18 protein-coding genes are annotated in these 18,089 nt (G+C 68.9%); 10 read left to right on the top strand and 8 right to left on the bottom strand.

The annotated features are described in order from the left end of the window. Positions 1-293: 293 nt before the first annotated feature. The 4 genes from DVR07_RS01975 (at position 294) to DVR07_RS01965 (ending at position 3,378) form a co-directional block, all read left to right on the top strand. Positions 294-599 carry a DUF7565 family protein gene (locus DVR07_RS01975; protein WP_115795101.1) on the top strand — a complete coding sequence of 102 codons (306 nt, stop codon included), beginning with the start codon at positions 294-296 and terminating at the stop codon, positions 597-599. Between the two features lie 46 nt (positions 600-645). After that, positions 646-1,227: a GNAT family N-acetyltransferase gene (locus DVR07_RS01970; protein WP_115795100.1), complete on the top strand. Its 582-nt coding sequence runs from the start codon at positions 646-648 to the stop codon at positions 1,225-1,227. Between the two features lie 236 nt (positions 1,228-1,463). Then, positions 1,464-1,616 carry a hypothetical protein gene (locus tag DVR07_RS21285; protein WP_162829401.1) on the top strand — a complete coding sequence of 51 codons (153 nt, stop codon included), beginning with the start codon at positions 1,464-1,466 and terminating at the stop codon, positions 1,614-1,616. Between the two features lie 79 nt (positions 1,617-1,695). Then, positions 1,696-3,378, top strand: a complete 1,683-nt coding sequence (locus DVR07_RS01965) for an acyl-CoA mutase large subunit family protein (RefSeq protein ID WP_115795099.1) — start codon at positions 1,696-1,698, stop codon at positions 3,376-3,378. Positions 3,379-3,398: 20 nt separating this feature from the next. Here the strand turns inward: DVR07_RS01965 and DVR07_RS01960 are convergent, their stop codons facing one another. Together DVR07_RS01960 and DVR07_RS01955 are read right to left on the bottom strand one after the other, a co-directional pair. Further along, positions 3,399-4,328: a halocarboxylic acid dehydrogenase DehI family protein gene (locus DVR07_RS01960; RefSeq protein WP_115795098.1), complete on the bottom strand. Its 930-nt coding sequence runs from the start codon at positions 4,326-4,328 to the stop codon at positions 3,399-3,401. Positions 4,329-4,393: 65 nt separating this feature from the next. Continuing rightward, positions 4,394-5,515, bottom strand: coding sequence for an aminotransferase class V-fold PLP-dependent enzyme (locus tag DVR07_RS01955; RefSeq protein WP_115795097.1), 1,122 nt, complete (start codon positions 5,513-5,515; stop codon positions 4,394-4,396). A 484-nt stretch (positions 5,516-5,999) separates the two neighbouring features. On the opposite strand from DVR07_RS01955, the gene mce reads away from it, so the two are divergent. Next, the gene (mce, locus tag DVR07_RS01950; RefSeq protein WP_115795096.1) at positions 6,000-6,383 is read left to right on the top strand and encodes a methylmalonyl-CoA epimerase; all 384 of its coding nucleotides are present in this window, start codon (positions 6,000-6,002) and stop codon (positions 6,381-6,383) included. Between the two features lie 169 nt (positions 6,384-6,552). Here the strand turns inward: mce and DVR07_RS01945 are convergent, their stop codons facing one another. After that, entirely contained in the window at positions 6,553-7,203 is a 651-nt protein-coding gene (locus tag DVR07_RS01945) for a ferredoxin--NADP reductase (protein ID WP_115795095.1), read from the bottom strand. Between the two features lie 156 nt (positions 7,204-7,359). On the opposite strand from DVR07_RS01945, the gene DVR07_RS01940 reads away from it, so the two are divergent. Further along, positions 7,360-9,120 (top strand): 2-oxoacid:acceptor oxidoreductase subunit alpha, encoded by a 1,761-nt coding sequence (locus tag DVR07_RS01940; RefSeq protein WP_115795094.1) that lies wholly within the window; start codon positions 7,360-7,362, stop codon positions 9,118-9,120. Next, positions 9,117-9,980, top strand: a complete 864-nt coding sequence (locus tag DVR07_RS01935) for a 2-oxoacid:ferredoxin oxidoreductase subunit beta (protein ID WP_115795093.1) — start codon at positions 9,117-9,119, stop codon at positions 9,978-9,980. The genes DVR07_RS01940 and DVR07_RS01935 overlap by 4 nt, the downstream gene beginning before the upstream one ends. Before the next feature lie 64 nt (positions 9,981-10,044). Here DVR07_RS01935 and DVR07_RS01930 read toward each other — a convergent pair whose 3' ends face one another. Next, positions 10,045-10,473 (bottom strand): plastocyanin/azurin family copper-binding protein, encoded by a 429-nt coding sequence (locus DVR07_RS01930; protein WP_115795092.1) that lies wholly within the window; start codon positions 10,471-10,473, stop codon positions 10,045-10,047. 92 nt (positions 10,474-10,565) lie between these two features. After that, a complete protein-coding gene (locus tag DVR07_RS01925) occupies positions 10,566-10,985 on the bottom strand; it encodes a hypothetical protein (RefSeq protein WP_205254471.1) in 420 nt (139 codons plus the stop codon). A gap of 183 nt (positions 10,986-11,168) precedes the next feature. On the opposite strand from DVR07_RS01925, the gene DVR07_RS01920 reads away from it, so the two are divergent. Together DVR07_RS01920 and DVR07_RS01910 are read left to right on the top strand one after the other, a co-directional pair. Next, on the top strand, positions 11,169-12,260 hold the full coding sequence (locus DVR07_RS01920) for a hypothetical protein (protein WP_115795091.1): 1,092 nt from the start codon (positions 11,169-11,171) through the stop codon (positions 12,258-12,260). A gap of 379 nt (positions 12,261-12,639) precedes the next feature. Beyond that, entirely contained in the window at positions 12,640-13,872 is a 1,233-nt protein-coding gene (locus tag DVR07_RS01910) for a digeranylgeranylglycerophospholipid reductase (protein ID WP_115795089.1), read from the top strand. Positions 13,873-13,974: 102 nt separating this feature from the next. On the opposite strand, the gene DVR07_RS01905 is transcribed toward DVR07_RS01910, so the two are convergent. After that, the gene (locus tag DVR07_RS01905) at positions 13,975-15,000 is read right to left on the bottom strand and encodes a 3-oxoacyl-ACP synthase (protein ID WP_115795088.1); all 1,026 of its coding nucleotides are present in this window, start codon (positions 14,998-15,000) and stop codon (positions 13,975-13,977) included. Positions 15,001-15,123: 123 nt separating this feature from the next. Between DVR07_RS01905 and DVR07_RS01900 the strand changes: the two genes are divergently transcribed. Continuing rightward, positions 15,124-15,906: an alpha/beta fold hydrolase gene (locus DVR07_RS01900; RefSeq protein WP_115795087.1), complete on the top strand. Its 783-nt coding sequence runs from the start codon at positions 15,124-15,126 to the stop codon at positions 15,904-15,906. A gap of 58 nt (positions 15,907-15,964) precedes the next feature. Here the strand turns inward: DVR07_RS01900 and DVR07_RS01895 are convergent, their stop codons facing one another. Together DVR07_RS01895 and DVR07_RS01890 are read right to left on the bottom strand one after the other, a co-directional pair. Beyond that, entirely contained in the window at positions 15,965-16,903 is a 939-nt protein-coding gene (locus tag DVR07_RS01895; protein ID WP_115795086.1) for an alpha/beta fold hydrolase, read from the bottom strand. A 257-nt stretch (positions 16,904-17,160) separates the two neighbouring features. After that, complete coding sequence (locus tag DVR07_RS01890) at positions 17,161-17,904, bottom strand: beta-ketoacyl-ACP reductase (RefSeq protein WP_115795085.1); 744 nt, start codon at positions 17,902-17,904, stop codon at positions 17,161-17,163. Positions 17,905-18,089 lie beyond the last annotated feature (185 nt).

The raw sequence follows: 18,089 nt of genomic DNA, 5'->3' as shown, positions 1-18,089 counted from the left end.
GGATTCCACTATCAGCAGGCGGACCATTTCACGGCGCGACCGGTTTATCATACTGTGAACGGTACCTCGTATTTAAGTAGCGGTCGTCGACTTCGTTCGTCGGCGCGAAATCGCCGTCGGAGCAGGCCCTCGCTGTGACTCCGACTGTATCCTGTTCGCGGTGGGGAAGGCCGGAACGGAGCGATGGCGAGGACCCGTCCCGCATCCCACAGCGATTCGGTGATCGCAGCGGAGGCTGATCGCACCGACTTCGGGAGAAAGGTTTTATCAGGAGGCTTCGACCATCCCCCTACATGACCGACTGGGAGTGCGGCATCGACGGTTGCAGCGACTCGTTCGACGACGTCGAGGAGGCCATCGTCCACCAGACCACCGACCACAAGCGCCGGGAGTGCAAGGTCTGCGGGTCGGTCGTCCCCGACGGCTACTTCGCCATCCGGCACGCGTTCGACGAGCACTCCCGCGCGGAGTACGTCCGGGCCTACGGCGCGAGCGCCGCGGAGGTCCGCCAGCGCGAGCGCGTCCGGGACGCCATCGAGGACGAGGCCGACCTCCAGCAGGTCGTGAACCGGCTCGACGAGATCACCGGCGGCCTGTAGCGACCCGCGCCACACCTTTTTACCCCCTGCGGGCCAACTCACGCCCATGTACGTCCGGGACGCGAAAAACAGGGAGGAGGTCTGGTTGCTGGACCACATCGAGGCGATGGGTCTCGACGAAACCGCGTTCCGCTCCCGCGACTACGTGGTCGCCGTCGACGAGACGTCGGGCGCGAAGGCGGGGTTCGGCCGCGTCCGCATCCATAAGACCGACGACCGCGAGCTCTGCGAGCTCACCAGCATCGGCGTGCTCGACAGCTGGCGCCGGCAGGGCGTCGGCGCCCACGTCGTCGAGCGGCTGGTCGAGCACGCCCGCGACCAGGGGTTCGGGGCGGTGTTCGCGCTGACGAGCGCGACCGACTACCTCTCGCAGTTCGGCTTCCGGGGCGTCGAGACGAGCGAGCTGCCCGCGAAGCTCCGCGAGCGGCTGGCGGCCAAGCGCGAGGGCGTCGACCCCGACGCGGTCGCGATGGCCCTCGACGTCGAGGAGTTCACGATGCCCGACCGGCTCCGCGAGCGGTTCAAGCGCGCCCAGCCCCACGAGGACGAGCCCGAGCCCGAGGAGTCCGCCGAGGACTTCGGCATCGACCCAAACAGCGCGACCTACAAGTACGACACGGGCAGTTGAGGTCGCCCAGAAAGAAGTGGACGAAGGCCGCGGGTACGGTCGAGTTCGCTGGCTGCATTGTGAGGTGTTACTCGAGTGGTGTCCACGCGAGAGGCGCGTCGACACGACTGGTGCGCGGAGTCGTGCAAGCGCGTTCTCGCCTGGAAATCGGGGTTCACCACGCCGATTTTCAATCCGTGAGAACCGGAACCCCCCTTTACCGACGTGCCGCTCCAACCGTGAAGCGAGGAGCAATCATGTCCCGCGCAATCGCCCACCGCGCCCCGAACACCCAGGACCGCCGGCGCTACGCCTGCACCGACTGCGGCGAGGAGTTCGCCGCCGGCGACGAGATCGTCGAGCCGCGGTGTCCGGTCTGCCTCGGCGTCCGCGTCCGTCCGCGGCGATAGCCGGCGGGGGTCGGCCGCTCCGTCGCTCGTCGCCCGAATCCGCCAATCGTTAAGAGCGGCGCGCCCGACGTCCTAGGTAATGTTCGACGCCGACGACCTCGAGGAGATACGCGAGGCGCGCGAGGACTGGGAGGACGAGACTGTCGGCCCCACCGTCGAGCGCTTCGGCGAGCGCAAGGAGGAGTTCACCACCGACACCGGCGGCCAGGAGGTCGACCGGCTCTACACGCCCGACGACGTGGCTAATCTCGATTACAACGAGGACCTGGGCTTCCCCGGCGAGGAGCCGTACACCCGCGGGGTGTACTCGACGATGCACCGCGGCCGGTTCTGGACGATGCGCCAGTACGCCGGGTTCAGCACGCCCGAGGCGACCAACGAGCGGTACAAGTACCTCATCGAGAACGGGTCGTCGGGGCTCTCGATGGCGTTCGACCTCCCCACGCAGATGGGCTACGACTCCGACGACGACATGGCCGCGGGCGAGGTCGGCAAGTCCGGGGTCGCCATCGACTCGCTCCACGACATGGAGACGGTCTTCGACGGCATCCCGCTCGACGAGGTGTCGACCTCGATGACGATCAACGCGCCCGCGTCGGTCCTGCTCGCGATGTACATCGCGGTCGGCGACAAGCAGGGGGTCGACCGCGAGGAGCTGCGCGGGACCATCCAGAACGACCTCCTGAAGGAGTACATCGCGCGCAACACCTACATCTACCCGCCCGAGCCCTCGATGCGCATCATCACCGACATCTTCGAGTTCTGCGCCGAGGAGACCCCGAAGTTCAACACCATCTCCATCTCGGGCTACCACGTCCGCGAGGCCGGCGCGACCGCCGCCCAGGAGCTCGCGTTCACCCTCGGCAACGGCATCGAGTACGTCGAGGCCGCGACCGACGCCGGGCTGGACGTCGACGAGTTCGCGCCCCAGCTCTCGTTCTTCTTCAACGCCCACAACAACATCCTGGAGGAGGTCGCGAAGTTCCGGGCCGCCCGCCGGATGTGGGCCGACATCATGGAGGAGCGCTTCGACGCCGAGAACCCCAAGTCCAAGCAGCTCAAGTTCCACACCCAGACAGCGGGCTCGACGCTGACCGCCCAGCAGGTCGACAACAACATCGTCCGCGTGGCGTACCAGGCGCTCGCGGCCGTCCTGGGTGGTACCCAGAGCCTCCACACCAACGGGAAGGACGAGGCGCTCGCGCTGCCCACGGAGGAGAGCGTCCGGACCGCCCTGCGGACCCAGCAGATCCTGGCCCACGAGTCGGGCGCGGCCGACACCATCGACCCCCTCGCGGGGAGCTACTACGTCGAGAGCCTGACCGACGGCGTCGAGGAGGAGGCGTTCGACATCCTCGACAGCGTCGACGACCGTGGCGGCATGCTCCAGGCCATCGAGGACCAGTGGGTCCAGCGCCAGATACAGGACGTCGCCTACGAGCGCCAGCGCGAGATCGAGGAGGAAGAGCGCATCATCGTCGGCGTCAACGAGTTCGAGGTCGACGAGGAGCCCGAGGTCGACATCCAGGAGGTCACCGAGGAGGACGAACAGCGCCAGATCGACCGGCTCGACGCGGTCAAGGACGACCGCGACGACGAGGCGGTCGAGGCGAAGCTGTCGGCGCTCCGGGAGGCCGCCGAGGGCGACGACAACCTCATGCCGTACATCGTCGACGCGGTGAAGGCGTACGCGACCGTGGGCGAGATCTGCGGCGTCCTGCGCGAGACGTTCGGCGAGTACCAGCCCGGCGCGGCGGTCTGAATCGGCCCCCGCGGTGCCCTTCAGCCCATCTCTCGTCGCCCCTCCGCCCCGAGCGTCGCGGCGTACACGTGCAGCGCGGGCACCACCGTCTCTATCGGCCCGCGGTTGAACGTCGCGAACAGCTCCTGCAGCTCGCTCACCGCCTCGTCGTCCATCCCGCGAGCCCGCAGGTCGTCGGGCGAGAGCCGCGGCGCGTACGGAATCGAGTCGACGAACGCGTCGGTCTCCTCGCCCGCGCGCTCGCAGGCCCGGTCGAACGCCTCGGAATCCAGCGTCGGTTCGAGGTCGTCCCACGCGGGACGGAGGTACGCCGGCCACTGCGCGAGACACCGGTAGATGCTCGGTAGCCCCTCGTCCAGCCCGTGGAACGTCCGGACGCGCTCGACGGTGTCGGCGAGTTCCTCGGGGACGGAGTCCGCGTCGACCATCGTCGGCGAGAGACCTCGGTCGCGGTCGAACCGCGCCGGCATCGGCTCGGTCGCCGCCGCGTCCGCGTCGAGGTCCGCGCCGACCGACTCCCCTCGGAGCGACCGGTCGACCACCTCGAACAGCGCGGCGAGGCGCGGACCGACCACGTCGAACGTCGCGACCTGGCCCCGCAACTCGCGGAACTCGGCGGGCCCGAGGTCGAGGTCGGCGCGTCGGTACGCGGGAATCCCGAGGTCGTCGGCCTCCCCGTCGTCGTCCGCCGCTCGACCGCCGGTCGCCCGGTCCTCGACGGCCGAGACGACCGCGTCGCGGTACGCGACCGAGTACCGCCCGAACGCCCGCGTTTCGAACGTCGGTTTGATCTGTCCCCAGAGGTAGCGGGTGAACTCGGGGTCGTTGGCCATCAGCGTCCGGAATATCCAGTTGACGACCGGCGCGCGGAACGTCGCCTGGACGTCGTCGTAGACGCCGCGCCGCCAGCCGGTCGCCTCCTGCTCGTAGAGCTGTCTGTCGGTGTCCATGCATGACGTGCGACGAGGCGGCCAATCAGTCTTTCCGCGGGCGATACCGGTTCCGACGCCGCGGCTTACAGGTACGCCACCAGTTCGTCGACGTCGCCCTCTGTGTTGAACGCGTGGACCGACGCCCGGACCGCGTTCTCCGGGAACGGGAGCGACCGGATCCGGATTCCGTCCTCGGCCAGGTCCTCGACGAACGCCTCGGGGTCGGGATCGTCCACCGCGAACGACACCAGGCCCGACTCGTACTCCCGGGGGCTCAGCAGGCGGGCGGTCTCGGCGTCCTCGACGCCCGCTTTCAGCCGGTCGGTCAGCTCCTCGACGCGGCGCCCAATCGCGTCGTAGCCCAGCTCCTCGACGGTTCGGATGGCCTCGCAGAGCCCGGCGTACGGCGCGGGCGAGACCGTACCGACCTCCAGCCGGTGGGCGCCGGGCTCGTAGGCGTACTCCTCGGCGTTGGGGTCCTCGACGCTCCGGTAGCCGATGTGGGTCGGTTCGAGGTGCGCCTCGGCGCCCGGGGCGACGTGGACGAACCCCGCGCCGAAGGGGCCGAGCAGCCACTTGTGGCCCGCGCCGGCCGCGAAGTCCGCGCCCCACTCGTGGACGTCCACGGGCACCTGGCCGGGCGACTGGACGGCGTCGACCAAGACCAGCGCGCCCGCGTCGTGGGCTATCTCGACCACTTCGCGGACCGGCAGTCGGGTGCCGTGGCTCCACGTGAGCGAGCTCACGCAGACGAGTTTGGCGTCCCGGACGGCGTCGGCCATCGCGTCGGTGTCGAGCCGGCCGGCTTCGGTCTCGACCACCTCGACCTCGACTCCCCGGCGCTGCAGGCGCTTCCACGGCAGGATGCCCGCCGAGTGTTCGAGGTCGGTCCGGACCACGGTGTCGCCCGCCTCCCAGTCGAGACCGGCCGCGATGCGGTTCATGCCGTCGGTGGTGCTCTGGGTCAGCGCGATCTCCTCGGGCGCGGCGCCGAGGTGGTCGGCGACGACCGCCCGCGCCTCGTCGAAGACGTCGAACGCGCAGGGGTACATCCCCTCCTCGGCGGGTGAGACGTACTCGTGGCGCTCGACGCAGCCCTCGACGGCCTCGACCACCCGGGTCGGGCTCGGCCCCGCGGCCCCGGTGTTGAGATAGGTCGCGCGCTCCAGCGCCGGAATCGCGTCCCTGAGGTCGGTCGGATTCACGTCTCCGGACACGGCGGACGGCGTGATAAGTGCTGTTCCGGGCGGAGTCGAGCCCGTGGCGGCGGTCGGCCGAGGCAAACTTCGCGCTGTCGGCGCACGCTGGCGTCTGTGCGAGCGGAGCGAGCGCAGGCTCGTGGGAGCTTCGCTCCCACGGTGCGCCCTCGTGGCCGCGCCAAGTCGTGCGAGGTCTTCGGGAACGAAGTGTCCGAAGGCTCGTCGGAGCTTGCCTCCGACGGTGGACGAGCAACGCAGCGAAGCGAGTAGCGCAGGAGGCTGGGGAGGGTGAGGCTGTGGCGGGGCTGTGCGGTTGCGGTAATTCATAGGTGACGGCAGTAGGTAGCTTCCTCCACGCCTTCACCGCCGACAGCAGCCTGTCCGGATTTCACCGACTCCTGGAAGGCTTCCATCACTCACCCTCACGACTTAGTCCACACCGTAGAGCAGTACCGCTGAACCTATACCCCGAACAACCGAACCCAGGTACATGCACATCGACCACGTCGGAATCGCCACCGAGGACGCGGCCGACCTCGCCGACCTGTACGCCGACCTGTTCGACGCGCCGGTCGCCCACGAGGAGGAGTTCGACGGCCTGAAGGTCGTCTTCCTCGCGTTCGGCGATAGCTACTTCGAGCTGCTCGAACCCCTCGAAGACGGGACCGTCTCGCGGTACCTCGACGCGAACGGGCCGGGAATCCACCACGTCGCGCTGGAAACCGACGACATCGAGGGCGCGCTGGCGACCGCCCGCGAACACGATGTCGACCTCATCGACGAGGAGCCCCGGCCCGGCGCGTGGGGTCACGACGTCGCGTTCCTCCACCCGAAGTCGACCGGCGGCGTCCTCGTGGAGTTCGTCGAGCACTGACGGGGCCCGGACCGACTCGGGTGCGGGTCACACCCGGTCAGGGCGGTCACACCCGGTCGGACGACCCCGCGTCCGGGTCGGAATCGTTTCTACGGCCCGACGAGTCGATGAAGCTCTCCCGGTGGGGATGTACCGACCCGCCGGACGACGCGGAGCCGCTCGCGCCCTGTTAGTCGTCGTCGGGCGCCGGCCCGAAGTTCTCGGTCTTGGCGGCCGCGGCGTCGCGGTCCGCGGCGTCGAGCGCCGCGGTCGCGCGGTCGAGGAAGTCCGCGAAGCCGTAGACGAAGAACTGGCCGGTCGCGTCCGCGAGCACCGACACCACCTCCTGGTCGCTGACGTCGTCGGTGATGACGACCGTCGCGCCCGCGTCGGCGAGCGCCTCGAGGCGGTCCTGGTGGACCGGGTCGTCGTCCTCGTAGACCACGGTGACGGCGGCGCCCTCTTCCACGGCGCGCTCGCCGATGCCGACCGCGGGGCCGACGCCCGGCCCGCCGGCGAGGACGACGACGCCGTCCTCGTCCTCGTAGTAGGCGTCGCCGAAGGGACCGGCGACCGAGACGGTGTCGCCGGCTTCGAGGTCGGCGAGGTAGGGACTGAGCGACCCCGAAGGGTCGACCTCGACGGTGGTCTCGAAGGTCTCGTCCGCATCCGGCGAGGAGAGCGTATAGTGGCGCGTGATTTCCTCTCCGTCGACCGTCGCGGCGAGTTGGACGAACTGGCCCGGCCGGGCGTCGAATCCCCCGGGGGTCTCCAGCGTCAGCGCTACGGTGTCGGTGCCGACCGTCTCGACCGCGCGGACCGCGACTTCGGTTCCGTCCATGCCCGCCACTTGCCGGGGCGCGACTAAAGAGTCTGCGACTGGCCGACACGACCGAACGTCGGCCGCGCAACTCCGACAAACTGTCCCGCGGTTGTTCTTGCCGCGGAGTCGCTTCAGAAGGCTTTTGATTTGGCATGGGTTACCGGCTAGTTAGGAATGCCAGACGACCTGAACTGGGCCATCGGCGGCGAGGCCGGCGATGGGATCGACTCTACCGGGAAAATCTTCGCACAGGCGCTTTCCCGCGCGGGACGGCACGTGTTCACCTCGAAGGACTTCGCGTCCCGAATCCGGGGCGGTTACACCGCCTACAAGATTCGAAGCTCGGTCGACCGCGTCGAGAGCGTGGTCGACCGCCTCGACATCCTGGTCGCGCTGACCGAGCGCACCATCGACGAGAACCTCGACGAGCTCCACGAGGGCAGCGTCATCATCTACGACGGCGAGCGCACCGAGATGGAGGACGTGGAGGTGCCCGAGGGCATGATCGGGCTGTCGGTACCGCTCCAGCGCCTCGCCGAGGAGGCCGGCGGCGCCATCATGCAGAACATCGTCGCACTGGGCGCGGCCTGCGAGGTGACCAACTTCCCCATCGAGAACCTCGACTCCGCGCTGGAGAAGAAGTTCGGCGCGAAGGGCGAGTCCATCGTCGAGAACAACAAGGAGGCCGCCCGGAAGGGCCAGGAGTTCGTCGACGAGGAGTACGACCACGAGTTCGACTACGACCTCGAGACCACCGACAGCGATTACGTCCTGCTGAACGGCGACCAGGCCATCGGCATGGGCGCCATCGCGGCCGGCTGTCGGTTCTACGCCGGCTACCCCATCACCCCCGCGACCGACGTGATGGAGTACCTGACCGGCCGCATCGAGCAGTTCGGCGGCGAAGTCGTGCAGGCCGAGGACGAGCTGTCGGCCATCAACATGGCGCTGGGCGCGGCCCGCGCCGGCGCCCGCTCGATGACCGCCACGTCCGGGCCGGGCATCGACCTGATGACCGAGACGTTCGGTCTCGTGGCGACCAGCGAGACGCCGCTGGTCATCGCGGACGTGATGCGCTCGGGTCCCTCGACCGGGATGCCGACCAAGCAGGAGCAGGGCGACCTCAACATGACGCTGTACGGCGGTCACGGCGAGATTCCCCGGTTCGTCGTCGCGCCGACCAACGTCGCCGAGTGCTTCCACAAGACCGTCGAGGCGTTCAACCTCGCCGAAAAGTACCAGACGCCCGTCTTCCTGCTCGCGGACCTCTCGATGGCCGTGACCGAGCAGACGTTCGAGCCCGAGACGTTCGACATGGACGCGGTCGAGATCGACCGCGGCAAGGTCGTCGACGAGGACGAGGTCGAGGCCTGGACCGACGAGAAGGGCCGGTTCCAGCCCCACTTCTCGACCGCCGACGGCGTCAGCCCGCGGGCGTTCCCCGGCACGACCGACGGCGCCCACATGTCGACCGGCCTGGAGCACAACTCGCTGGGCCGCCGGACCGAGGACACCGACGTCCGGGTCGAGCAGGTCGACAAGCGCAACCGCAAGGTCGAGACCGCTCGGGAGGAGGAGGACTGGGAGCCCCGCGAGTTCGGCGACCCCGACTCGGACAACCTGGTCATCTCCTGGGGCTCGAACGAGGGCGCGATGCGCGAGGCCCTCGAGTTCCTCGACGAGGACGGCGTCGACGTCCGGTTCCTCTCGGTGCCCTACATCTTCCCGCGGCCCGACCTCGGCGACGAGATCGAGGCGGCCGACGAGGTCATCGTCGTCGAGTGCAACGCCACCGGACAGTTCGCCGACCTGCTCGAACACGACGCCCTTACCCGCGTCAAGCGCGTGAACAAGTACAACGGCGTCAGGTTCAAGGCCGACGAACTGGCGAACGAGATCAAAGAGAGCCTGCAGACCGAGGAGGTCACAGCATGAGTTCAGACGTACGCTTCACCGACTTCAAGTCAGACAAGCAGCCGACGTGGTGCCCGGGGTGCGGCGACTTCGGCACGATGAACGGCATGATGAAGGCGCTGGCCAACACGGGCAACGACCCGGACAACACCTTCGTCGTGGCGGGCATCGGCTGCTCCGGCAAGATCGGCACCTACATGCACAGCTACGCGCTCCACGGCGTCCACGGCCGCGCGCTCCCCGTGGGCACGGGCGTGAAACTCGCGAACCCCGACCTCGAGGTGATGGTCGCGGGCGGCGACGGCGACGGCTACTCCATCGGCGCGGGCCACTTCATCCACGCGGTCCGCCGGAACGTCGACATGACCTACGTGGTCATGGACAACCGCATCTACGGCCTGACCAAGGGCCAGGCCTCGCCGACCAGCCGCGAGGACTTCGAGACCAGCACGACCCCCGAGGGACCGAAGCAGCCGCCGGTCAACCCCCTCGCGCTCGCGCTGTCGGCGGGCGGGAGCTTCATCGCCCAGTCGTTCTCGACGGACGCCCAGCGCCACACCGAGATCGTCCAGAAGGCCATCGAACACGACGGCTTCGGCTTCGTGAACGTCTTCAGCCCGTGCGTGACGTTCAACGACGTGGACACCTACGACTACTTCCGCGACTCCATCGTGGACCTCGCCGACGAGGACTACGACCCGACCGACCGCGAGGCGGCCAAAGAGAAGATTCTGGACGCCGACAAGGAGTACCAGGGCATCCTCTACCAGAACGAGGAGAGCGTCCCGTACTCGGATCTCCACGGTCTTGACTCCAACATGGCCGACATCCCGGACGGCGCGCCCGAGGGCGCGATGGACCTCGTCCGCGAGTTCTACTGACGTAGCGGCTCTCTTCTGCGGTCTCTACTCGTCTCGAACGACGCCCCAGCGTTCGGGACGCCGGTCACGCCGTCACTTCGATCTCGCCGACCATTCCGCTCATCTCGTGGGGGACGCAGACGTAGACGTACGTCCCGGGAGTCTCGAAGGTGTGGCTGAACGTCGAGCCGACGGCGTCGGCACTGTACTTGTTGTTCCCGTCGTAGCTCGCGAACGCGTCCGCATCCGCCGGTAGTTGTGCTCTATCGGAGTGAGCGGGATTGCAGGAGACGTTGTGCCCCGAGCTGTCGAACCGCCAGGTGACCTCGTCGCCGACCGACACCGTCAGCGAGTCTGGGTCGAAGACGAGGCTGCTCTGCGGCCCGACGGCGATGTCGGCGTCCGGCTTCGCAGTCGAGTTCCCGTTTCCGGAGCCTCCCGTCGAGGAACAGCCGCCGAGCGTCGTCGCGAGAGCCGTTCCGCTCGCGAGGAGGAGTTTGCGTCGCGTCGTCATTCGTGTACACGATTCCCTCGAATGTCGGACACTTGAGTGTCACCATTCGGGATCGAACGGCGGCCTCTCGGACGCCGCGGACGCTGGTCCGTTCAGTCGTCGGCGGGCGCCGCGGGCGACGACCCGCCGCCGGCGACGTCTGCGTCCTGCGTCACCGTCTTGTAGAACATGATGAGCATGGCGAGGATGAGGCAGATGCCCCAGAGGAACCCGGTAGGCATCAGGAAGGTGAGGCCGAAGCCCTCGCCGAGCCACACGATGCCCGGGATGCCCCACTGACCCGCGATGAACAGGCCGGTGACGACGGTCCGAAGCGTTCCGGCGACGCCGACCGCCGGAACCGCGAACCCCATCACGATGGCGAGGATGGAGAGGACGCCGAGGTGGGCGTGGCCGCCGATCATCCATCCCGGTACGCCTCCGCCGCCGGCGAGCATCGTGAACTGGTGGAGTCCCACCGCCATCATCGTCGCGAGTCCGAGGAAGCCCGAACCTTTGAGCGCTTTCGTCATGAGTTCACGAAGCACAAGTGAGTGTTATATGTTAAGTTTTTCCAATTGGTAACTCCTGGTCTGGGTAAAATGGTGGACTGCGCGTCGGCCTGGCGCCGACCGAACTCGCGAACAGCGTCACCGCTTCGACTACGAGGATTCTGCGCCCAAAAGCGTATCCGCGGGAGCGTCGTGCCGTCGTCCATGAATCGACGGGAACTGCTGGGGGCGCTCGGACTGGGGACGACCGGTGTGGCAAGTTTCGCTGGCGCGCCGGCCGACGCCGGGAGACGGTCGGCCGACGTCGGTGGACGGGCGACCGAGACGACCACCGGAACGACTGCCGGAGGGACGACGGTCGAGGGGGACGGCTTCGACGGCATCGACTCGTCGACCGACCGGCCGTTCGCCACGATTACCGTCGGCAGCCTCGACGGCGTCCGGAACCCCGAGAACAACCGCCCGCACCTCGTCCGGGTGTGGAACGACAGCGAGCGGGCGCGGACCGTCGGCCTCGAACTCCGCCGGGACGGAGACGACTCGGCGCTACTCGACCGCCGCGTCGCGTTCCCGGCGGACGGCTACCTCTCGCTTCGCCTACTCGAACCCGCGAACTACGCGCTGACTGTCGCAGGCGTCGGCGGAGAAGCGACGACCGGGAGCGGTGGCGAGGCGACCGTCGCGGCCGGGACCGACGTGACGGCCACTCCACCCGACACAGACGGTACGGACGCACCCGGCGAGACGGTCCGGATACCCCGGTCGCTGTTCGACTGCAACGACTCCCGGACCGACGTGCGGGTCGGGCCCGACGGCGGGGTGGAGTCAGAGACGGTCACGACCGAGATCGGCTGTCCGCCCGCGGTCGTCGACCGGACGTTCACCGCGTTCGGGGGGACGTGCGGCGCGGCCGACGAGGCCGAGGTCGCGTTCGGCGGGGGGGCGGTCGCGGTCGAGGGGTCGATACGCGCGCCGAACCCCTGCTACGGCGCCCGACTCGCGGAGGTCGCGGTCACCGGACCCGACGCGCTCCGGGTGACGGTCGCCACCACCGAACCGGAGTCGGACTTTTGCGCCCAGTGCGTCGCGACCGTGGAGTACCGGGCCGACGTCGCGTTCCGCGACCGTGTGCCCGGCACCGTGACGGTGATCCACCGCGACGACGACGCGACCCGGACGGTCGCGTCGGTCTCGCGCGGCGCCGGGACGACGTCCGGAACGGGGACGACCGAAGCGGAGCCGGGCGGAGCGCGAACGGCTCGGACCGAGACGACCGACACCGAGAACTCGGCGTAAATCGGGGGCCGGGACGCGAAAAGGTATTCCTCTGACACGAACGCGTCTTTTGCCCGAGCGGGGCCAACAGAATCCGGGTACGAGAGCGTTTGCGTCCGTTTTTTATGGGAGAGGTGACTACCAGCAGTAGAGATGACTGCGGACGAATACGACACCGGCGAGGCACCCTCGCCGACCACCCGGGCGCGATCCGGCGGCGAGGCCGCCGGGGGCGCGACGAGGGGCCCGCGCGTCCGAGCGACACCGTCGGACGCGCGGGTCGGCGCCGGCCGACGCCGTCGGACGCCCGGTCGCGGGCGGGGGACCGACGGCGCGTCGACCGACGCGGGACGAATCGCGGGCGAGACGACGGCTTCTCCTCCGACCGAGGCGACCTGCTATGTCTGAGCACTTCGACGTCGTCGTCGCGGGGGCCGGGCCGGCCGGGGCGCAGTGCGCGCGCGACCTCGCCGAGCGCGACTACGACGTGGTCGTCCTCGAGACCGAGGCCGAAGAGGAGTTCCCCGCTCAGAGCAACAAGTCGACCGCCGGGACGTTCCCGTCGATGATGGGCGCGTTCGGAATCCCGGACGACGTCGTGATGAACTACACCGACGACGTGGTCCTCGAATCGCCGAACGAACACTTCGTCCGGCACCAGCCCGGCGCGGTCCTGGAGTTCGCCGACTTCAAGAACTTCCTGGTCGAGGACGCCCGCGAGGACGGCGCCGAGTACTGGTTCGACGCCCGGGTCTCGAAGCCCGTGATGGACGACGGCGAGGTCGTCGGCGTGCGCTACAACGGCGACAAGGAGGTGTACGGCGACGTCGTCGTGGACGCGACCGGACCCGCCGCGCCGCTGGCCAAGGAGCTGGGGGTCACCGACCTCCAGCGGAAGAACCAGGCCATCGGCGTCGAGTACGAGCTGGAGGGCGTCGACGTGGACGCGGACGGCTACGCCGACCTCACCGACGCGATGATGCTCCGGCTCGACCACGACCTCGCGCCGGGCGGCTACTCCTGGATCTTCCACACCGGCGAGGACACCGCGAAGGTCGGGCTCTGCTACATCCAGAACGAGGCCCACCGCGACTACGCGAAGGACGGGATGGGCATCGACGACTACCTCCAGTACTGGCTCGACACCGACCCCCGGTTCGCCGACGCCGAGCGCATCGCGGGCAAGCAGCACCGCGGGTCGGCCCACATCCAGATGCCCGACGGCTTCAGCACGGACAACTTCATGGCGGTCGGCGACACGGTGCCGACCATCGACCCGCTGTGGGGCGAGGGCATCCACACCTGCATGAAGTCGGGCCGGGCGGCCGCCATCACCGCCGACCGGTGCTTCATGTCGAGCGACCGCGACACCTCGGCCGAGAAGCTGGCGATCTACGACGACCTCTGGAACGAGCGGGTCGCCCCGCAGATGCGGACCCGTCTGCTGATGACTCAGCTCCTCTACCTCGCGCCGAACGGCCGGTACGACACCCTCATCCGGGACCTCAACCGCGTCGACGCCGACGCGCTCCGCAAGGCCAACGCCGGGAGCACTCGCGACGTCATGAAACTGCTTCACTTCGACGACCTGCCGCTGCTGGCGCGGTTCGCCAGGGAACGGCTCGGTCTCTGACCGCGCCCCGAATTCGACCCGCGGCAGATTCGCCTATTTCGAACGACCGACTTCGAAATCGCTCTTGTAGCCGCGAGTGACGGCTGTCGTCCCGCCCGCCGGTCAGCCGCGCCACTCCAGGACGGTGGCGGCCCAAGTGTAGCCGGTTCCCGCCGCGAGGAAACAGACCACGTCGCCGGATTCGACCAGTCCCCGCTCCAGGCCCTCGTCGAGCGCGAGGATTTGGTCGACGCTCTGGACGTGACCGTACTCGTCGAGGTAGTAGTTCCGTGCGTCCAGGCGGTTGGTGAGGTACTCGTGGAACGACCGCTTCATGTGGGTCAGCGCCACGAAGTCGAGGTCGTCGCGGGCGTACCCCGACCGCGAGAGGGCGTCGTCCGCGACTGTCTCGAAGTTCGCCAAGCTCACGTCCGCGAGACGCTCTTTCATCCCGTCGGGGTCGGGCACGTCGAGCGCGTGGAGGCCCGCCTCGACCGTGACGTGGCTCGCGGGATTCCGAGAGCCGCCGGCCGGCATCACCACGTCTTCGGAGAAGCTGCCGTCGGTGATTGCGGCGCTCTCCCGAATCGTCGCCCGCGTTCGGTCGGCGATCGGATTCGCTTCGAGGACCATCGCGCACGCGCTGCTGCCGAAGTTGAACATGAACGACGAGTCCTCGTTCTCGTAGTCGACCAGGTCCTCCTCGCGGCTCGCCGACACCAGCAGCACCGTCTCCGGGCTGTCAGCGAGAAGTTGCGCCTTGGCCTGCCGAATCGCGAGGGGTGCGCCCGCACACAGCGCGTAGCTCTCGACCGCGTAGGCGTTCTCGGCGCCCAGGCGCTCGGCCACGTTCGCGGCCGCGCTCCACACCACGAAGTCCTTGAACTCCGACCCGTGGTACAGCACCATATCGACGTCCTCGGGTGCTATTCCGGCGTCCGCCAAGGCGCGTTCGCCGGCCTTCACGCACATGTCCGTGGCGTGGTCGGCGTCCGGCGGACAGACCCGCTTCTCGCGCACCCCCATCTTCTCGACCACGACCTCCTCGGGAAGCCCGCTCTCCGCCGCGATCTCCTCGCCAGTCACGACCTCGTCCGGGACGTACGTACCGTAGCCCGCGAGGCCGACCGTTCCGCGTTCGTCGGTCATCTGTCTCCCCTCGCTATCGAGCCGTCATGGGCTTTTTGACTGCCCGCCGTCGCCGGGGTCGACCGCGGTTCCGCGGGCGGAATCGCCCCCAGCGCCTAAGGACGCGCTGCCGGTAGCGGTGCCATGAGTAATCAGACGGCGGAGACGGCGCTCCGCGGCGTCGACGTCGCGGGTCCCGCGGCGGCGCAGCCGGTCGTGTTCGTCCACGGCGTGCTGTTCACGCGGAAGATGTGGACGCCCCAGCGGGCGGCGCTGGCCGGCGACTACCGGGTCGTCGTCCCCGACCTCCCCGGCCACGGCGCGCTGGCGGACGAGGAGTTCGCGCTGGAGCGCGCGCTCCGGCGGGTCGACGAGGTCGTCGAGGCCGCGGCCGGGGGTCGCGCGACCGTCGTCGGACTCTCGCTCGGCGGCTACGTCGCGACGGCGTACGCCCGCCGCCACCCCGAGAAGGTCGACGCGCTGGTCGCGGCGGGGAGCAGCGCGAACCCCGTCGGGGTCCTCGAACCGCTCACACGCGCGGTCTCGGCCGCCTCCGAGACCGTCACCGAGAGCCGACTCGCGAACCAGGCCGTCGAGGCGCTCGCCCGGTACTGGGTGAAGCGCCGCGACCTCGACGCCGACGTCAAGCGCGAGATACTCGCGTCGGGGTTCTACCCCCGGCAGTTCGGGAACGCGGGGTTCGACCTCGCCGGCGTCGACTTCCGGTCGGCGTTCGGCTCGTTCCCGGGGCCGGCGCTCGTGCTCAACGGCCAGTGGGACCTCCTCAACCGGCTCGGCGAGGACGAACACGTCCTCGCGGCGCCCGACGCTCGACTCCGCGTCATCGAGGGCGCCGGCCACGTCTCCAACCTGGAGCGGCCCGCCGCGTTCGTCGACGCTGTCGAACGGTTCGCGCTCGACCGATGAGTCGTCTCGCCAGCCGAGGCCTCGTGAATCGGCCGCGACCGCCGAGGACTGCTCGACGCTACGCCTCGGCGCCGTGCTCCTCGAAGAACTCGACGAGGCGGTCGTTCACCCGCTCGGGCTGCTCGACGAAGAAGAGGTGCGAGCCGCCGTCGATGGGGGTGTAGGAGGCGTCGGGGAGCCCGTCGGCCAGCAGGCGGCCGTTCTCGGCCGGGAGGACGCGGTCGGCCGTCCCGTGGAGCACCTGCGCCGGAACTCCGACGTCGTCCAGCCGGCCGGTCGCGTCGAAGGAGGTGGCGGCGACCGCCTGGAGGAACCGGCCGCGGGGCGTGGCGTCGCACTCGGTCCGCCAGTCGACGATGCGGTCGACGAGGTCGCCGTTGGACTCGACGAACTCCTCGGACAGGGTCAGCCGCGTCCGGCGGCGGAGCTCCGCCCGGTCGGCGGGCCGCGCGGCGCCCCCGAGCATCTTCATCTGGACCTCCGGGTCGGGGAGCACCGCGTCCCGGCCGCCGGGCGTCGACCCCAGCAGCGTCAGCGACTCCGCCCGGTCGTACTCCAGCGCGTACTGCAGGCCGACCATCCCGCCCATGCTCGCGCCGACGACGTGAGCGCGGTCGACGCCCGCGTCCGCCAGCACGGCGTCGAGGTCCCCCGCCATCGACGAGATGGTGTACGGTCGGTCGAACCCCTCCAGCCACCGGAACCACGGGTCGACCAGCATCGGCGACCAGAACAGCGACAGCCAGTTCGACCACAGCCGGCCGGTCCGCTCGACGAACAGCTCCGGCACGTTCCGCGGGCCGCCGGGGGTCTCGGACCGTCCCGTCCCGCGATTGTCCGGCAGTATCACCCGGAACTGGTCGGTCAGCTCTCGCCGCTGCCAGCGCCACAGCCAGCGTCCCACTCCCCAGCCCTGCAGGAAGACGACCGGTTCGGCGTCGGGGTCTCCCCCGGTCTCGTAGTAGAGAGAGAGACCGTCGTTGGTGACCGTGGGCATTGATAACTCGCGGCCATTCCAGGGGTTAAAGTCTTTCTATTCCGGAACGTCTTCATCCGGTTGCCCGCTTGCGATTTTTCTAAAGTGCAAGCGGGACTACTTCTTCCTCAAAGTGGTCGAGATTCCGCAAAGAGGAAAGTACGATGGTGGTACTTCGAGCGGGAGCGAGGCTCACGGTCCAGTCCTCGTCCCCTAACAGGCGCGTCCGGAAAAGAGCCCCCCGAACCGGAGCGGTCAGCGCGCCCGGCGAACCGCCGTCACCACTCCATGCCGCCGTTGACGCTGACGACCTGCCCGGTCATGTACGACGACTCCTCGCTGGCGAGGAACCGGACCGCGCAGGCCACGTCCTCGACCTCGGCGAAGCGGTTGAGCGGGATCTTCTCCCTGATCCGCTCGCGGATGTCCTCGCGGACCTCCGCGAGCATGTCGGTCTGGGTGAAGCCGGGGGCGACGCAGTTCGCGGTCGACCCCGACCCGGCCAGTTCGAGGGCCAGCGACCGGGTGAAGCCGAACATGCCGCTCTTGGTCGCCGCGTAGTTGGCCTGGCCGTAGTTGCCCTGCTGGCCGACGACGCTGGAGATGTTGACGAGTCGGCCCTCGTCGGCCGACTCGATGTCGTCGTAGAACGCCTTCGTGCAGTTGAACGTCCCGCCCAGGTTCACGTCCATCACCCGGTCCCAGTCCTCGCGGGTCATGTTCTCGAACTTCCGGTCGACGGTGATGCCCGCGTTGTTGACGAGCACGTCGATCGACCCGAACGCCTCGTGGACCTCGTCGGCCAGTTCGTCGACCGCCTCGCGGTCCGAGACGTCGGCCTGCGCGACGGTCGCAGTGCCGCCCTCGGACTCGATCCGTTCGGCGGTGTCGTAGGCCTCGTCCTCCGAGGAGACGTAGTTGACGACGACGTTGGCTCCGCTCCGTCCGAGTTCCTCTGCGACGCCGCTCCCGATGCCGCGGGAGGCCCCCGTGACCAGGCACGTCTTCTCCTCGACGCTCATCGCGGTAGCCCCCCGACGACGCGCGCTGGGTCGAGCCTGTCGGCTCGGGGCGTCGCTAGTTCCGTAGGCGGTCCTCCTGGGTGTGTGGTAGTTCGGTCAACCCCCATACGTGGTCGCCACCGCTCGTCGCCATAAACGTTTATGCAGAGAACTGTCCTGTCGCCGTGCATTCGTGCGATTTCTTA

The sequence above is a fragment of the Halorussus rarus genome (assembly GCF_003369835.1).
Classification (GTDB): Archaea; Halobacteriota; Halobacteria; order Halobacteriales; family Haladaptataceae; genus Halorussus; species Halorussus rarus.
This window is presented reverse-complemented; position numbering and strand designations above follow the sequence as displayed.

Bases quoted from the DNA above. Each gene is read 5' to 3' on its own strand.
- DVR07_RS01975 (WP_115795101.1), top strand. From the start codon at position 294: ATGACCGACTGGGAGTGCGGCATCGACGGTTGCAGCGACTCGTTCGAC.
- DVR07_RS01970 (WP_115795100.1), top strand. From the start codon at position 646: ATGTACGTCCGGGACGCGAAAAACAGGGAGGAGGTCTGGTTGCTGGAC.
- DVR07_RS21285 (WP_162829401.1), top strand. From the start codon at position 1,464: ATGTCCCGCGCAATCGCCCACCGCGCCCCGAACACCCAGGACCGCCGG.
- DVR07_RS01965 (WP_115795099.1), top strand. From the start codon at position 1,696: ATGTTCGACGCCGACGACCTCGAGGAGATACGCGAGGCGCGCGAGGAC.
- DVR07_RS01960 (WP_115795098.1), bottom strand. From the start codon at position 4,328: ATGGACACCGACAGACAGCTCTACGAGCAGGAGGCGACCGGCTGGCGG.
- mce (WP_115795096.1), top strand. From the start codon at position 6,000: ATGCACATCGACCACGTCGGAATCGCCACCGAGGACGCGGCCGACCTC.
- DVR07_RS01945 (WP_115795095.1), bottom strand. From the start codon at position 7,203: ATGGACGGAACCGAAGTCGCGGTCCGCGCGGTCGAGACGGTCGGCACC.
- DVR07_RS01940 (WP_115795094.1), top strand. From the start codon at position 7,360: ATGCCAGACGACCTGAACTGGGCCATCGGCGGCGAGGCCGGCGATGGG.
- DVR07_RS01935 (WP_115795093.1), top strand. From the start codon at position 9,117: ATGAGTTCAGACGTACGCTTCACCGACTTCAAGTCAGACAAGCAGCCG.
- DVR07_RS01930 (WP_115795092.1), bottom strand. From the start codon at position 10,473: ATGACGACGCGACGCAAACTCCTCCTCGCGAGCGGAACGGCTCTCGCG.
- DVR07_RS01925 (WP_205254471.1), bottom strand. From the start codon at position 10,985: ATGACGAAAGCGCTCAAAGGTTCGGGCTTCCTCGGACTCGCGACGATG.
- DVR07_RS01920 (WP_115795091.1), top strand. From the start codon at position 11,169: ATGAATCGACGGGAACTGCTGGGGGCGCTCGGACTGGGGACGACCGGT.
- DVR07_RS01910 (WP_115795089.1), top strand. From the start codon at position 12,640: ATGTCTGAGCACTTCGACGTCGTCGTCGCGGGGGCCGGGCCGGCCGGG.
- DVR07_RS01905 (WP_115795088.1), bottom strand. From the start codon at position 15,000: ATGACCGACGAACGCGGAACGGTCGGCCTCGCGGGCTACGGTACGTAC.
- DVR07_RS01900 (WP_115795087.1), top strand. From the start codon at position 15,124: ATGAGTAATCAGACGGCGGAGACGGCGCTCCGCGGCGTCGACGTCGCG.
- DVR07_RS01895 (WP_115795086.1), bottom strand. From the start codon at position 16,903: ATGCCCACGGTCACCAACGACGGTCTCTCTCTCTACTACGAGACCGGG.
- DVR07_RS01890 (WP_115795085.1), bottom strand. From the start codon at position 17,904: ATGAGCGTCGAGGAGAAGACGTGCCTGGTCACGGGGGCCTCCCGCGGC.